Raw genomic sequence first — 14,103 nt, forward strand, 5'->3', positions numbered from 1 at the left:
GCGGAATGACGATGACTGCGCACACCCGCGAGAAGACTGCACCGGGCTACGTCTCGGCCGAATCAGCACAGGACAAGGCCGGCACGCTGATCGAGGCACTGCCTTGGATCCAGCGTTTCGCCGGCACCACCATGGTGATCAAGTACGGCGGAAACGCCATGGTCAACGATGACCTTCGGCGTGCCTTTGCCGAGGACATCGTGTTCCTCCACCACGTAGGTATCCACCCGGTGGTGGTCCACGGCGGAGGTCCCCAGATCAACTCAATGCTGGGCCGGCTCGGCATCGAGTCCGAGTTCAAAGGCGGCCTGCGCGTCACCACCCCCGAAGCCATGGACGTTGTCCGCATGGTCCTCACGGGCCAGGTAGGACGCGAACTCGTTGGCCTCATCAACTCCCACGGACCGTACGCGGTGGGCATGTCCGGCGAAGACGGTGGACTGCTGCGCGCCGTCCGGACCGGCACCGTGGTGGACGGCGAGGAAGTCGACCTCGGCCTGGTGGGCGAAGTCGTCGGCGTGGACCCCGCTGGTATCACAGACATCCTCGACGCCGGCCGCATCCCCGTGATTTCTACGGTCGCCCCCGAGATCACTGAGGAAGGCAACGGTTTCCAGACCACAGGCCAGGTCCTCAACGTCAACGCGGACACCGCCGCAGCCGCGGTAGCGTCAGCCTTGGGCGCCACCAAGCTGGTCATTCTCACCGACGTCGAAGGCCTCTACGCCAACTGGCCGGACAAGTCCTCGCTGATCTCCTCCCTGACGGCCTCCGAACTCCGTGAAATGCTGCCCCGCCTCGAGTCCGGAATGATCCCGAAGATGGCCGCGTGCCTGAAGGCCATCGACGAAGGCGTGGAACGCGCACACATCGTCGACGGCCGCCTGCCGCACTCGATGCTGCTGGAAACCTTTACGACGGCGGGCATCGGCACCCAGGTAGTACCCGACGAGGAAGTGAACGCATGAGCACGGAACTGAGCCATACCGCCGAAAGCCGCAGCAGCGATGGGGGGCCGGGTGTGGTCGGGCACCGCGAAGCGGGCGGGGCCCCCATCGCTGCGGAGGCTGCCGCGACCACGCTCGTTTCCCAGAGCTCAGGTGCGGACTGGCTTGCCCGGTACTCGTCGTCGCTCATGGGTGTCTTCGGGACCCCGCAGCGGGTTCTTGTCCGTGGCGCCGGCTGCCTTGTGTGGGACGCCGACGGCAAGGAATACCTGGACCTCCTGGGCGGTATCGCTGTGAACGCGCTGGGCCACGCCCACCCGTTCGTCACCTCGGTGATTTGCAGCCAGTTGGCCACGCTGGGCCATGTCTCCAACTTTTTCACCAGCCCCACCCAGATTGCCCTTGCCGAGAAGCTGCTGTCCCTGAGCAAGGCACCGGCCGGGTCCAAGGTGTTCTTCGCGAACTCCGGCACGGAAGCGAACGAGGCGGCCTTCAAGCTCGCGCGGCGGAACAACGCCGACGGCAAGCGCACCAAGATCATTGCCCTTGAAGGCGCCTTCCACGGCCGCACCATGGGTGCTTTGGCGCTCACTGCCAAAGAGGCCTACCGTGCGCCTTTCGAGCCACTGCCCGGTGGCGTGGTCCACATCCCGTTCAACGACATCGACGCCTTGCGCGCCGCCGTCGACGATTCCACCGCGGCCGTATTCCTGGAACCGATCCAGGGCGAAGCGGGCGTCCGGCCCCTCAGTACCGAATTCCTGCGGGCTGCCCGTGAGGCCACCAGCGCCGCGGGCGCGCTGCTGATTCTGGACGAGGTCCAGACCGGCATCGGCCGCACCGGCAAATGGTTGGCAAGCGAAGACGCGGGCATCGTGCCCGACGCCGTGACCCTCGCCAAGGGACTCGGTGGCGGCTTCCCCGTAGGAGCTCTGGTCACGTTCGGCAGTACGACGTCGGCCCTGCTCACGGCCGGGCAGCACGGCACCACTTTCGGCGGAAACCCCGTGGCCACCGCCGCCGCGCTTGCCACGCTTCACGCGATCGAAAGCCAGGGTGTCCTGCAGAATGTGCTCGCTGTTGGAGCGCACCTGCGCGACGGCCTCGCCGCACATGAGGCTGTGACCGAAGTCCGCGGAGAAGGCCTTCTCATCGGCTTTGACGTGGACGCCGACGTAGCACCGGCCATGGTGACAGCGGCCCTGGATGCCGGATTCATCATTAACAGCCCCGGCCCGCGGACCATCCGCCTGGCGCCCCCGCTGATCCTGACCATCGAACAGGCAGACCGGTTCCTGACCGCCCTGCCGGCATTGATCTCCACGGCCAAGGCCACGACTTCCAAGGACAACAAGTGAGCATTTCCACCCGTCACTTCCTCAAAGACACCGACCTGAGCCCGGCTGAGCAGGCCGAGGTTCTGGAACTCGCAGCCCGGATGAAGGCCGCGCCGTACAGCGTGCAGCCCTTCGCCGGGGAAGGCAACGGCCGGAAGACGGTCGCGGTGATCTTCGACAAGACGTCCACCCGGACACGCGTCTCCTTCGCCACGGGCATCGCCGACATGGGTGGCAACGCCTTGATCATCAATCCCGGTGAAGCGCAGATCGGTCACAAGGAATCCGTGGAGGACACCGCGAAGGTCCTGGAGCGCATGGTCTCCACTATTGTCTGGCGCACCGGAGCCCACTCGGGCCTGGTGGCCATGGCGGAAAACTCCAAGGTCCCCGTCATCAACGCCCTGTGCGACGACTACCACCCGTGCCAGCTCCTTGCCGACCTCTTGGCCGTCAAGGAACACAAGGGGGAGCTCGCGGGATTGACCATGGCCTACTTGGGCGATGCTGCGAACAACATGGCCAACTCCTACCTCCTGGCGGGAGTTACCGCGGGAATGCATGTCCGCATCTCCGGTCCCGAAGGCTACCTCCCGGCACCGGAAATCGTGGCGGCCGCAGAAGAACGCGCCGCTGAAACCGGTGGTTCCGTCCTGATCACCAGCGATGCCGCCGAAGCCCTCAAAGGTGCAGATGTCGTGGCAACGGACACCTGGGTGTCCATGGGCCAGGAAGCGGAGAAGGAAGCACGCCTGCAACTGTTCCGCGACTACTCCGTGGACGAGGCTGCCATGGCGCAGGCCGCGCCGGACGCCGTCGTCCTCCACTGCCTCCCGGCATACCGCGGTTACGAGATTTCGGCCAGCGTCATTGACGGACCGCAGTCCATCGTCTGGGATGAGGCAGAGAACCGGCTCCACGCCCAGAAGGCCCTCATGGCCTGGCTGATGCACCGCTCCGGGCTTGCGTTCGTTGAGGGTCTCTCTCCCGTCGAAGGCACCAGGGAGAGCACGTTCTAGTGTCCGCCAACCCGTCCGTGCCGGGCGCAAGCCCGGCCACCAAGACCGCCCGACAGGCCCGCATCACTGCGATCCTGACGGGTGAGTCCGTGCGTTCCCAAGCAGAGCTTGCAGCCCTGCTCGCGGACGACGGCGTGCAGGTCACCCAGGCCACACTGTCCCGCGACCTCGTGGAACTGGGCGCGGTGCGCGTCCGCGGCAAGGATGGAGCATTGGTCTACGCCGTGCCAGGGGAGGGCGGCGACCGCAACGCCAAGAGCGGGGTCACCCAGGAAATTCTCGACGCGCGGCTGACCCGGCTCTGCGGCGAACTCCTGGTAACCGCCGAGGCATCGGGCAACATCGTGGTGCTCCGCACCCCGCCGGGGGCAGCGAACTTCCTGGCACTGGCCGTTGACCACTCCGTGATGCCGTCGGTATTGGGTACGATCGCAGGCGACGATACTTTGCTGCTGGTCGCACGGGATCCCGATGGCGGGGCAGAGCTAGCGGCCAGATTCCTGCGGATGGCCGAGGAAGCCGGCCCCGGCAACTAACTGCTTTACACAGCACTGATTCACACAGCATTTGATTCGAATGAACCAAGCAACAACAAAGGAGCACTCTCGTGACTGAGCGCATTGTTCTGGCCTACTCCGGTGGCCTTGATACGTCCGTAGCCATCGGCTGGATCGGTGAAGCCACCGGTGCCGAGGTCATCGCCGTGGCCGTTGACGTCGGACAGGGTGGCGAGTCCCTGGAGACCATCCGCCAGCGCGCCCTCGGCTGCGGCGCCGTCGAGGCCTACGTCGCGGACGCCCGCGACGAGTTCGCCAACGAGTACGCCATGCCGACGCTGAAGGCCAACGCGCTCTACCAGGGACACTACCCGCTGGTTTCGGCGATCTCCCGTCCGGTCATCGTGAAGCACCTGGTGAAGGCTGCCCGCGAATTCGGCGCCACCACCGTTGCCCACGGCTGCACCGGCAAGGGCAACGACCAGGTCCGCTTCGAAGTCGGCATCCAGACCCTCGGCCCGGACCTGAAGTGCATCGCACCTGTCCGCGACCTCGCACTGACCCGCGACAAGGCCATCGCCTTCGCTGAGGAAAAGGGCCTGCCTATCGAGACCACCAAGAAGAACCCGTACTCGATCGACCAGAACGTCTGGGGACGCGCCGTCGAAACCGGTTACCTCGAGGACATCTGGAACGCTCCCACCAAGGACATCTACGACTACACCGCCACCCCGGAATTCCCGCCGGCACCGGACGAGGTCACCATTTCCTTCCAGGCCGGCGTGCCGGTAGCCATCGACGGCGTCAAGGTCACCCCGCTGCAGGCCATCCAGGAACTCAACCGCCGTGCGGGCGCGCAGGGCGTTGGCCGCATCGACGTCGTCGAGGACCGCCTTGTGGGCATCAAGTCCCGCGAAATCTACGAAGCCCCGGGTGCCATGGCGCTGATCACCGCGCACAAGCACCTCGAGGACATCACTATCGAGCGCGAGCAGGCCCGCTTCAAGGCCACCGTTGGCCAGCGCTGGGCAGAACTCGTGTACGACGGACAGTGGTTCTCCCCGCTCAAGCGCTCCTTGGACGCCTTCATCGAGGACACCCAGAAGTACGTCTCCGGTGACATCCGCATGGTCCTGCACGGCGGCCAGGCAGTCGTCAACGGACGTCGCTCCGAGACCTCGCTTTACGACTTCGACCTCGCCACCTACGACACCGGCGACACCTTCGACCAGTCCATGGCACGCGGCTTCATCGAGCTGTGGGGCATGTCCTCGAAGGTAGCCTCCGGCCGCGACCTCCGCGTCGCAGGCGAGTGACGCCGCAGCAGGGCCCCGGGACGCAGGGGTCCCCGGCGGCCGAGCGTAGCGAGGTAGGGGAGCGTTCAGGGACAAATGAAGGTGCACTGTGGGGCGGCCGGTTCGCCGGCGGCCCCGCGGATGCGCTGGCCGCACTGAGCAAGTCCACCCACTTTGATTGGCGGCTTGCCCGTTACGACATCGCCGGTTCCAAGGCCCACGCCCGCGTGCTGGCCAAGGCCGGACTGTTGGACGACGCCGAGCTCGAAGGCATGCTCGCAGCCCTCACGCAGTTGGACGAAGACGTCGCGAGCGGCGCCTATCTCCCGGCCGAGAGCGACGAGGACGTGCACGGGTCACTGGAACGCGGACTGATTGAGCGTGCCGGGACCCAGTTGGGCGGCAAGCTCCGCGCCGGCCGTTCACGCAACGACCAAGTGGCCACCCTTGGCCGCATGTTCCTGCGGGACCACGCCCGGATCATCGCCCAGGGCGTCCTTGCCACCATCGATGCCCTCGTTGAGCAGGCAAAGGCACACCATGGTGTCGCCATGCCTGGCCGTACCCACTTGCAGCATGCCCAGCCGGTTCTCCTGAGCCACCACCTGCTGGCCCATGCCTGGGCTTTGCTGCGCGATGTGCAGCGGCTCCAGGACTGGGACAAGCGCGCCGGTGTTTCGCCGTATGGTTCCGGTGCCTTGGCTGGTTCGTCCCTTGGGCTGGATCCTGAGGCTGTCGCCGCGGACCTCGGTTTCTTCTCGGCCGTGCACAACTCGATCGACGGCACTGCTTCACGTGATGTCTTTGCCGAGTTCGCCTGGGTTTGCTCCATGATTGGCGTTGACCTGTCCCGGATTTCCGAGGAAGTCATTTTCTGGGCCACCAAGGAGTTCTCCTTCGTCACGCTGCATGACTCGTACTCCACGGGGTCCTCGATCATGCCACAGAAGAAGAACCCGGATGTTGCCGAGCTCGCGCGCGGCAAGGCGGGACGCCTCATCGGCAACCTGACCGGCCTCCTCGCGACGCTCAAGGGCCTGCCGCTCGCGTACAACCGCGATCTGCAGGAAGACAAGGAGCCGGTCTTCGACGCCGCAGACACCCTGGAGCTCTTGCTCCCGGCCGTGTCCGGCATGATCGCCACGCTCACGTTCAACACCGAGCGGATGGAATCACTGGCACCCCAGGGCTTTGCGCTGGCGACCGATATCGCCGAATGGCTGGTCCGCCAGGGCGTTCCGTTCCGCGAGGCGCACGAGCTCTCCGGGGCAGCGGTGAAGCAGGCCGAAGGCCGGGGCGTGGAACTGTGGGATCTCACGGACGAAGAGTACGCAGCGATTTCGGAGCACCTCACGCCCGAGGTCCGCTCTGTGCTGAGCACCGAAGGTTCCCTCAACAGCCGCAACTCGCAAGGCGGAACCGCACCGGCCGCCGTCGAACGCCAACTGGCTGCTTTGGAAGCTGAACTGGACGCAGCGCGCTCCTACGCGTTGTAACCCTCGTCCGCCGGGAGCGGGACGGTGCCTGAAGGCGCCGTCCCGCTCTTCGTTTAACTCTGCGTTAGCATGGCGATATGACCCGGATCACCCCAGAGACGCTGCCCGCAGAGCTTCACAAAGCCGCCGGCACCGTCACCCGACTCCTTGCCAAAATGGACGACGCGTCCGTAGCCGAACCCTCGGAACTTCCCGGTTGGACCCGTGGACACGTCCTTGCCCATGTCAGGGGCATTGCCGACGCGATGGCACGCCAGCTCGAATATGCACGCCGGGGAGGAACCATCGAACTGTACGACGGCGGCATGGAAGGACGCACGAAAGCGATTGAACTGGCCGCCGGTCACAGCCTTGCGCAGCACACGGAGTCCGTCACCGCTGCGCTGGATTCCGCCCTCGCCGCATTCGACGCCTTGGGTCCTGACGACTGGCAAGCCCGGATTGCCTATCGGGACGGAACAGTCCTCGACGGCGGCCTGGCGCTGTGGCGCGAACTCACCATCCATGCCGCGGACCTGCGTCTGGGATTCGGACCGGAGACCTGGAGCCGCCCGTTCTGCGAACACCTCGTGGGTTTCCTGGCCGCGCGCGTGCCCGGGAAATACAAGCTGGTCCTTCAGCCCACCGGCCTTCCGCAGCTGAGCATCGGCAGCGGTGGCACGTCGATTGCGATCACCGGCATGCTGACGGACGTCGCAGCGTGGTTGGCGGGTCGCGAACCGAGCCTCGGCAGCCTCCGGGCAACTGCGGCCGCCGACGGCGTCGAACTGCCCGAACTTCTGCCCTGGCCGGCCGCCCAACCCGCTGCCCGCTAGTCCACCGACGCTTCCTCACGTTCCGCGTGTTTGGTGCGGACGCTTGCTCACGTTCCGCGTGCTTGGTCTGGTCGCTTCCTCACGTTCCGCGTGTTTGGTCCGGACGTTTGCTCACGTTCCGCGTGTTTGGTCCGGACGTTTGCTCACGTTCCGCGTGTTTGGTGCGGTCGCTTGCTCACGTTCCGCGTGTTTGGTGCGGTCGCTTGCTCACGTTCCGCGTGTTTGGTGCGGACGCGCTTCCTCACGCCCAGTCGACTCAACAGCGCGACGCCGGCACTATGCGTGGGTGCCGACGCCGGCTGCCGTGCGGGCGGGACGGACCGCAACGGGCTTTGCCGCTGCCCGCCACAAATGCATGGTGGCGTAGGAGCGCCAAGGGCTGACTTCCCGGAAGTCGGCACTGAGTCCCGCCCCTGACGGAAGGACCTTCAAGCCGTTCCGGACAGCAGCATCGTTGGCCAGCAGAATGTCCGGAGCGCCGAGCACGCGCATCGCGACGTATCCCACGGTCCACGGCCCCACCCCGGGCAAGGGGAGCAGCTTGTGTCCAAGGCTTTCGACGTCGTCGCCGTAGTCGAAATCAAGTGTCCCGGTAGCCATGGCCTCCGCAACTGACACGATGGAGTCGATGCGACGCCGGGGTCCCCGGAGCAGGGCCCGGCCGTGCTCGGCGAGTTCTGCCGCCGTCGGAAACAGTCGATCCAAACCCGGTCCGCCCACACCGGCGGGGGAGCCGGCGTCCGACAACTGTGTGAGGGCCGTGCGGGCGGCGGCGACGGTGATCTGTTGACCGATCATCGCCCGGATCAGCAGTTCCTGGGGATCCACCGCGCCGGGAACCCGGATACCGGGAATGGCCGGGATTCTGCCGGACAGGCGGGGGTCTATGGCAAGGGCGTCATCGATCGCCTGCGGATCCGCGTCGAGGTCGAACAGTCTCCGGACCCGGCTCAACAGTGCGGGGAGGTCGTGGAGATCCAGGGCGTTGACCGTCAGTTGCAGGGGCTTTCCACGGGATTCGGGGTTGAAGGAGACAGAGAAGGATGCGTTGCCTCGAGGCAGGCGCAGGGTGCGCGCGTAGCTCCGGGTTCCGTCGGCCGAGGTGTCCGCGGACTCGATGCCGGGAACTGCGCGTACTGCCAGGAAGTCGAAGATTCCGGGGTCGAACGGTTCCCTATAGGGCAGGTTCAGTGTCAGCGCCGTGGGCGTGGCCTCCGAAACCCCGGCACCACGGCGCAGGCCGGTCTTCGCCCCGGTGGCGCGCAACGCCGTCGGGGTCATGGCGAACACTTCACCGATGGTGTCGTTGAATTGGCGCAGGCTGTTGAACCCGGAAGCGAATGCGACATCTGCCAGAAGCATGTCCGTAGAGACCAACAGGGTCCTGGCCGTCTGCGCTCGGCTTGCCCGTGCAAGGGAGAGCGGGCTCGCGCCCAGTTCATGGCTGAGGATGCGGTTGAGATGGCGGGCTGAGTACCCCAAACGGTGCGCCAGGCCATCGACGCCTTCGCGGGTTATGACGCCGTCGTTGATCAATCGCATGGCGCGGCCGGCGATATCGGAACGGAGGTTCCACGCGGGCGTCCCGGGAACCGCTTCGGGCAGGCATCGCTTGCAGGCCCGGTAGCCGGCCTCGTGCGCTGCCGCCGATGTTTCATAGAACGTGACGTTCTCGGCCTTGGGTGTCCGGGCGGGACAGGACGGCCGGCAATAGATGCCGGTGGACCTGACGGCTGTGAAGAATTGACCGTCGAACCGGGTGTCGCGGGCGTCGATTGCCCGGTAGCGCTGCCAGAAGTCCATGGCTTCATCCTGCCAGCCGTCCCGGGGCGGTGCTAGCGGAAATCGGACATGTCCGTTACGGGGGTTGTTGCTAGGGTCTGGTCATGAGTTCGTCCATGGAGAATGGTGTCAGCGACCCGGCGGAAGTGCGTAGCTTCCTTGAGGGCGACCCCCGTGTGATCGCCCCGCTGATCCTTGGCGCTGTACTGACCCACAACTCGGAAGCGGGCCCGGTTTCCGTCCGCCTGACGGAAGTCGAGGCCTATATGGGTCCCAAGGATTCCGAACACCCCGACCCCGGTTCGCACACCTTCGGCGGCCCCACGGCCCGGAACGCGCCCATGTTTGGACCGCCGGGATTTCTCTACGTCTACTTCACCTATGGCATGCACTATTGCGCCAACATCGTCTGCGGACCCGACGGTTCACCCTCGGCTTTGCTCCTGCGGGCGGGAGAAATCGTCGACGGCGAAGGCCTCGCCACCGTCCGAAGACCGGCCTCGAAAGCACATAAGGACCTGGCCAGCGGACCAGCCAGGCTCGCCTCCGCACTGGGACTGACGACGTCGGACACCGGCCGTGACGCGCTCGCGGAACCCTTCAGCTTGTGGTTGCCTGCGGTTCCGGCGGCGGCAGTGGCCAGCGGTCCCCGCGTTGGAGTGGCTGGACCGGGCGGCACCACCGAGTACCCGTGGCGTTTTTGGATTGAGGATGACCCGACTGTGTCCAGGTACAAGGCGGCGCGGCCCAGAAAAAGGCCTGCATCCGGGTAACTTTCCCCTCCGGCAGTACGACTTTCCTGTGACGCAGTCCGAGGTATGACTTGTACCCCACGCGTTTACCAAAATCGCTGTAGAATGGTAGGTCTGTCTTTTGCGATAGGGGTTACGGTTCGATGCACGACGCTGATTTGGTCCACGAGCAGGAATACGTTGCCGGGCTTTACGCCCGGCTCGATGAGCTGCGCGCTGAAAAGCGCGCCCAGCTGGCGCAGGTGCGCAAGGCAGGCGCGGTGGGAACCATGCAGAACGTCTCAGAGCGTGACGCGTTCGCTGCCCTGTACGAGGACCGCCTTGCCCAGCTCGACGCCGTCGACGACCGCTTGGTCTTCGGCCGCCTCGACCTGGATTCCGGAGAGGCGCAGTACATCGGTCGCATCGGCCTGTCCACGGCCGACCTCCAGCGGCTCATGGTCGACTGGCGTGCGCCCGAAGCCGGCCACTTCTATCAGGCGACCGCGTTCGACCGCCAAGGTGTGCGCCGCCGTCGTCACCTGATCCTTCAGGGACGCGACGTCAAGGCGATCGAAGATGACGTCCTGGACGCGGGGATGCTGGCCGACAACGACTCCCTCCAAGGCGAAGGCGCGCTGCTGGCCGCGCTGAATTCGAAGCGTACGGGCCGGATGTCGGACATCGTGGGCACCATCCAGTCCGAACAGGACAGGATCATCCGTTCCTCCATTTCAGGGGCGCTTGTTGTTCAAGGTGGTCCCGGTACGGGTAAGACCGCTGTTGCCCTGCACCGCGCGGCCTACCTGCTCTACACGCACCGCGACCGGCTCAAGAGCGCCGGCGTCCTGCTGGTGGGACCGTCGTCGTCGTTCATGCACTACATCGAACGCGTGCTCCCGTCCCTCGGTGAGACGGGGGTGGTCATGGCCAGCCTCGGCCGCCTGATGCCCGGCATCAACGCCGTCCCCGAGGAAAACGCCGACGTCGCTGCCCTCAAGGGCAAGCTCGACATGGCCAAGGTGGTGGCCAACGCTGTGGCGAACCGGCAACGGACACCTGCCGAGGACCGCATCCTGGAAGTCGATTCACGGAAGCTGACGCTCACCGTGCGCCAAGTGCGCCGTGCCCGCGAAAAGGCTCGCGCCACCGGCAAGCCCCACAACGAAGCACGCCTGACGTTCGTCAAGATTCTCCTGCGCGAGCTCACCGAGCAGCTGACGGACCTCGTCGAGGAATCGAACATCGGCAACAACGCCGATCGCGCCTACCTTGCCGAGGACGTTCGCTCTGCCAGGGACGTCCGGATCGCGTTGAACTTGTGCTGGATGCCGATGACGCCGGAGAAGCTCATCTCGGAACTCTTCAGCAAGCCCGCCATCCTTGAAGCGTGCACGCCGCACCTGACGCCCGAACAGCGTTCGTTGCTCCAGCGGCCTGTCGACGCGCCGTGGACCGAAGCAGACGTTCCGCTCCTGGATGAGGCCGCCGAACTTCTGGGCGAGCTGGATCCGGCAGCCGGCAGGGGATTGGCCCAGCAGGAAGCTGACCGCGCTCGTGACCTTGCCAATGCCAAGCAGACCCTGGCCAACATGGAAGCCATGGGCGTCGACGTCCTGGTCACGGCCGAAGAGCTCGCGGAGCAAAACCAAGAGCGCGAAGGCCGGTTGACCGCTGCCGAGCGCGCCACGAGCGACAGGTCGTGGGCCTTCGGCCACATCGTAGTTGACGAGGCCCAGGAGCTCTCACCCATGCAGTGGCGTCTGTTGGTGCGCCGCTGCCCGTTGAAGTCCTTCACCATCGTGGGCGACATCGCCCAGACGAGTGCCGCAGCCGGTGCCAATTCGTGGCAGAGCGCATTGGCGCCGTCGTTCGGTGACCGCTGGACGCTGGAGGAATTGACGGTCAACTACCGCACGCCGTCACAGATCGCAGAAGCTGCCGTCCGCATGGCCAACCGGGCCGGGCTGGTGGTCTCAGCCCCGAAGGCGGTGCGCGAGGGCAAGTGGTCACCCATCGTTGACCGCGTGGAGCCGGACGGTATTGTGCAGCGCCTGGTGGACGTCCTGCCCGAGGAGGTGGAAGCGATCGACGGCGGCCTGCTGGCCGTCATTGCCGACGGTCCCTTGCTGCCGCAGGCAACCGCGGCCTTGAAAGAGGTCTACGGACGCCGTATCGGTGCCGGAGCAGGCAGCTACGAACAGGACATCGTGGTCATCAGCCCCAAGGAAGCGAAGGGGCTGGAATTCGACGGCGTGGTGGTCCTTGAACCGGCGGCGATGCTCAACCACGAGCACGGCAAGGTAGGCGACCTCTACGTTGCCATGACCCGGGCCACGCAGCGTCTGCGCCTCATCGCGGCCGCGCCGGTGCCTGCCGGTATCGAGCGCTAGGCAAAACCGTCCCCGCAACCCTGCTAACTTAGATCTCGTGTCACACGTAAACAACCTCGAGTCCCAGCACAACGATCCCGCCTTTGCCAACATCTGGCAGGAACTTACTTGGCGCGGCCTGGTCCACGTTTCCACTGATGAAACGGAACTGGAAAAACTGCTCGCCGGGGACCCGATCACGTATTACTGTGGCTTCGACCCCACGGCGCCGTCACTGCACTTGGGCAACCTCGTGCAGTTGCTGCTGATGCGTCGCCTGCAGTTGGCCGGCCACAAACCCCTCGGTTTGGTGGGCGGTTCCACCGGCCTGATCGGCGACCCGCGTCCGACGGCGGAGCGCACCTTGAACACCAAGGACACTGTGGCCGAGTGGGTGGGTTACCTGCAGGGCCAGGTTCGCCGCTTCCTCAGCTTTGAAGGTGACAACGCTGCCCGCATGGTCAACAACCTTGACTGGACTGCGCCCCTGAGTGCCATCGACTTCCTCCGGGAAATCGGCAAGCACTTCCGCGTGGGCACCATGCTCCGCAAGGACGCTGTTGCCTCGCGCCTGAATTCCGACGAGGGCATCAGCTACACCGAGTTCAGCTACCAGATCCTGCAGGGCATGGACTACCTCCAGCTCTTCCGCGACTACAACTGCGTCCTGCAGACCGGCGGTTCGGACCAGTGGGGCAACCTCACCAGCGGAACCGAGCTCATCCGCAAGGTGGAGGGCAAGAGCGTGCACGCCCTGGGTACGCCGTTGATCACCAACTCCGACGGCACCAAGTTCGGCAAGAGCGAAGGCAATGCTGTCTGGCTTGACCCGGACATGTGCAGCCCGTACACCTTCTACCAGTTCTGGCTGAACACGGCGGACGCTGATGTCGTGGATCGCCTCAAGGTGTTCACCTTCCTCTCGCGTGCCGAGATCGAAGCGTTGGGCGAGGCCGTGGCGGAACGTCCGTTTGCCCGCGAAGGCCAGAAGAAGCTTGCCTACGAAGTGACGTCGTTGGTCCACGGAGTCGACGCCACGGAGAAGGTCATCGCTGCCTCCGCTGCCCTTTTCGGGAACGGCGACCTCACGGTTCTGGACGAGCGCACCCTGGAGGCGGCCACTGCGGAACTTCCTTCGGCGACGATCAACGCTGACGGCCTCGGCATCATCGATCTCCTCGTTGCGTCCGGACTTTCCGAGAGCAAGTCGGCTGCCCGACGGACAGTTGGCGAAGGTGGTGCGTACGTGAACAACACCAAGGTGTCCGATCCCGACGCCGTCATTGCCCGGGACGAACTCCTTCACGGCCGTTACTTGCTGCTCCGCCGGGGCAAGAAGAACCTGGCCACGATCGAGGTCTCGGCCTAGGTTCCTTGGCAACTCAGCTCTGAAAGGGCCGGCGACCGTGATGGTTGCCGGCCCTTTTTGTGTTTAAGCGCGGGTTGTTCAGTTCCTCAGACCGGTGGGGCGTGTCGCCGAGGGGTGGCCGGCGGGGAGGGGTGGCCGGCGGGGAGGGGCGGTTATCCGGCTGCGCGCTCGGTCGTTCCTCCCTTGGACGCGCGCTGCCGGATAACCGCCCCCTCTTTCCGACGCTCGCTCACATTCCGAGGGTTTCAGGCCGACGCTCGCTCACGTTCCACGGGTTTCAGGCCGACGCTTGCTCACGTTCCGCGGGTTTCAGGCCGACGCTTGCTCACGTTCCACGGGTTTCAGGCCGACGCTTGCTCACGTTCCGCGGGTTTGGGCCGGTCGCTTGGTCGCGGTCCGCTGGGATGAGGTTCGACGGCGGTTGTTGGGTTGGGTGCGTGGGT

General features: G+C 65.5%; 11 protein-coding genes. 10 read left to right on the forward strand and 1 reads right to left on the reverse strand.

The window, feature by feature from the left end:
• The first annotated feature begins 5 nt into the window (after positions 1–5).
• From argB to PYR64_RS06180, 7 genes are all read left to right on the forward strand, one after another.
• Positions 6–968 (forward strand): acetylglutamate kinase, encoded by a 963-nt coding sequence (gene argB / locus PYR64_RS06150; protein WP_110505802.1) that lies wholly within the window; start codon positions 6–8, stop codon positions 966–968.
• Entirely contained in the window at positions 965–2,305 is a 1,341-nt protein-coding gene (locus PYR64_RS06155; protein ID WP_275778920.1) for an acetylornithine transaminase, read from the forward strand. Before argB ends, PYR64_RS06155 begins: the two co-directional genes overlap by 4 nt.
• The gene (gene argF, locus PYR64_RS06160; protein ID WP_275778922.1) at positions 2,302–3,303 is read left to right on the forward strand and encodes an ornithine carbamoyltransferase; all 1,002 of its coding nucleotides are present in this window, start codon (positions 2,302–2,304) and stop codon (positions 3,301–3,303) included. The genes PYR64_RS06155 and argF overlap by 4 nt, the downstream gene beginning before the upstream one ends.
• The gene (locus PYR64_RS06165; RefSeq protein ID WP_039240660.1) at positions 3,303–3,839 is read left to right on the forward strand and encodes an arginine repressor; all 537 of its coding nucleotides are present in this window, start codon (positions 3,303–3,305) and stop codon (positions 3,837–3,839) included. The genes argF and PYR64_RS06165 overlap by 1 nt, the downstream gene beginning before the upstream one ends.
• Before the next feature lie 71 nt (positions 3,840–3,910).
• Positions 3,911–5,116 (forward strand): argininosuccinate synthase, encoded by a 1,206-nt coding sequence (locus tag PYR64_RS06170; RefSeq protein WP_018779118.1) that lies wholly within the window; start codon positions 3,911–3,913, stop codon positions 5,114–5,116.
• Positions 5,113–6,591 carry an argininosuccinate lyase gene (gene argH / locus PYR64_RS06175; protein ID WP_039240662.1) on the forward strand — a complete coding sequence of 493 codons (1,479 nt, stop codon included), beginning with the start codon at positions 5,113–5,115 and terminating at the stop codon, positions 6,589–6,591. The genes PYR64_RS06170 and argH overlap by 4 nt, the downstream gene beginning before the upstream one ends.
• Positions 6,592–6,668: 77 nt before the next feature.
• Complete coding sequence (locus PYR64_RS06180; RefSeq protein ID WP_275778926.1) at positions 6,669–7,406, forward strand: maleylpyruvate isomerase family mycothiol-dependent enzyme; 738 nt, start codon at positions 6,669–6,671, stop codon at positions 7,404–7,406.
• 276 nt (positions 7,407–7,682) lie between these two features.
• On the opposite strand, the gene PYR64_RS06185 is transcribed toward PYR64_RS06180, so the two are convergent.
• Positions 7,683–9,209: an AlkA N-terminal domain-containing protein gene (locus PYR64_RS06185; protein WP_275778928.1), complete on the reverse strand. Its 1,527-nt coding sequence runs from the start codon at positions 9,207–9,209 to the stop codon at positions 7,683–7,685.
• A 95-nt stretch (positions 9,210–9,304) separates the two neighbouring features.
• Between PYR64_RS06185 and PYR64_RS06190 the strand changes: the two genes are divergently transcribed.
• The 3 genes from PYR64_RS06190 to tyrS all read left to right on the forward strand — a co-directional run bounded on the left by PYR64_RS06190 (position 9,305) and on the right by tyrS (position 13,660).
• A complete protein-coding gene (locus tag PYR64_RS06190) occupies positions 9,305–9,961 on the forward strand; it encodes a DNA-3-methyladenine glycosylase (RefSeq protein ID WP_275779903.1) in 657 nt (218 codons plus the stop codon).
• 122 nt (positions 9,962–10,083) lie between these two features.
• On the forward strand, positions 10,084–12,312 hold the full coding sequence (locus PYR64_RS06195) for an ATP-binding domain-containing protein (protein ID WP_275778930.1): 2,229 nt from the start codon (positions 10,084–10,086) through the stop codon (positions 12,310–12,312).
• Positions 12,313–12,349: 37 nt separating this feature from the next.
• Positions 12,350–13,660: a tyrosine--tRNA ligase gene (gene tyrS / locus PYR64_RS06200; RefSeq protein WP_189075773.1), complete on the forward strand. Its 1,311-nt coding sequence runs from the start codon at positions 12,350–12,352 to the stop codon at positions 13,658–13,660.
• The last annotated feature ends 443 nt before the right edge of the window (positions 13,661–14,103 follow it).

Source organism: Paenarthrobacter sp. Y-19 (assembly GCF_029223985.1).
In the GTDB taxonomy this organism is placed as follows: Bacteria; Actinomycetota; Actinomycetes; order Actinomycetales; family Micrococcaceae; genus Arthrobacter; species Arthrobacter nicotinovorans.

Bases quoted from the DNA above. Each gene is read 5' to 3' on its own strand.
- PYR64_RS06195 (WP_275778930.1), top strand. From the start codon at position 10,084: ATGCACGACGCTGATTTGGTCCACGAGCAGGAATACGTTGCCGGGCTT.
- argB (WP_110505802.1), top strand. From the start codon at position 6: ATGACGATGACTGCGCACACCCGCGAGAAGACTGCACCGGGCTACGTC.
- PYR64_RS06180 (WP_275778926.1), top strand. From the start codon at position 6,669: ATGACCCGGATCACCCCAGAGACGCTGCCCGCAGAGCTTCACAAAGCC.
- PYR64_RS06185 (WP_275778928.1), bottom strand. From the start codon at position 9,209: ATGGACTTCTGGCAGCGCTACCGGGCAATCGACGCCCGCGACACCCGG.
- PYR64_RS06190 (WP_275779903.1), top strand. From the start codon at position 9,305: ATGGAGAATGGTGTCAGCGACCCGGCGGAAGTGCGTAGCTTCCTTGAG.
- PYR64_RS06155 (WP_275778920.1), top strand. From the start codon at position 965: ATGAGCACGGAACTGAGCCATACCGCCGAAAGCCGCAGCAGCGATGGG.